General features: G+C 76.9%; 1 pseudogene. It reads left to right on the top strand.

Annotation, left to right across the window (positions count from 1 at the left end):
* Positions 1-948: pseudogene (locus GTW08_RS01520) on the top strand (magnesium-translocating P-type ATPase); the annotation flags it as partial.

The following is a 948-nucleotide window of genomic DNA, read 5'->3' as shown; positions in this document are numbered from 1 at the left end:
GACGCGCGGCTGCTGCACGCCCGGGACCTGCTGGTCGACCAGTCGTCGCTGTCCGGAGAGCTGCTACCGGTGACGAAGGCGCCCCCGTCGTCGCGGGAGCCGCGCCCGGCGCCGCGGCGACGGCCGTCGCGGGCAGGGACCGACGACGGCCCGCTCACCGCGCTCCCGGCGCTGCTGTTCGCCGGGAGCACCGTGGTCCGCGGCACCGCGACGGCGGTCGTGCTGGCCACCGGGGCGCACACCCACACCGAGGAGCTGGCCGGGCGCGGCCGCCGTCCCCGTCCGGAGTCCGAGGTGGATCGGGGACTGCGGTCGGTGCGGCGGGCGCTGGTGCGCTGCATGCTGCTCGCGGCGCCGCTGGTGCTGCTGGTGAACGTCGAGGTGTCCGGTGACGTGCGGCAGGCGCTGCTGTTCGCCGTCGTCGTGACGGTCGGCCTGACCCCGGAGCTGTTGCCGCTGATCGTCGGGACCACGCTGCTGCGCGGCGCGGCCCGGCTGCGCGAGTTTGGGGTGCTGGTGACCCGCCCGGAGGCCATCCACGACCTCGGCTCGATCGACGTCGCCTGCCTGGACAAGACCGGCACGCTCACGGAGGACCGGGTGGTGTTCACCCACTCCGTCGACGTCGACGGCCGCCCCGACCCCGCCCCGGCCGACGCGGCCGCGGTCGCGGTGCGCTTCCAGACCACCCCGCGCGACGGCCTCGACGACGCCGTGTCCGCCGCCGACCGGGACGGGTCGGCGCTGCTGGCCCACGGCCTGCTCACCCGGGTCGAGGAGCTGCCGTTCGACCACTCCCGGCGGCGCTCGGCGATGGTGCTGCGCGACGCGCACGACCCCGGCGAGCTGGTGATCGTGCGGGGCGACCCGGACACCGTGCTCCCCCGCTGCACCCGGGTCGCCCGCGACGGCGGGGCCGTGGAGCTGACCGCGTCGCTGCGGACTGCG

Source organism: Pseudonocardia sp. SID8383 (genome assembly GCF_009864975.1).
GTDB lineage: Bacteria > Actinomycetota > Actinomycetes > Mycobacteriales > Pseudonocardiaceae > Pseudonocardia > Pseudonocardia alni.
This window is presented reverse-complemented; position numbering and strand designations above follow the sequence as displayed.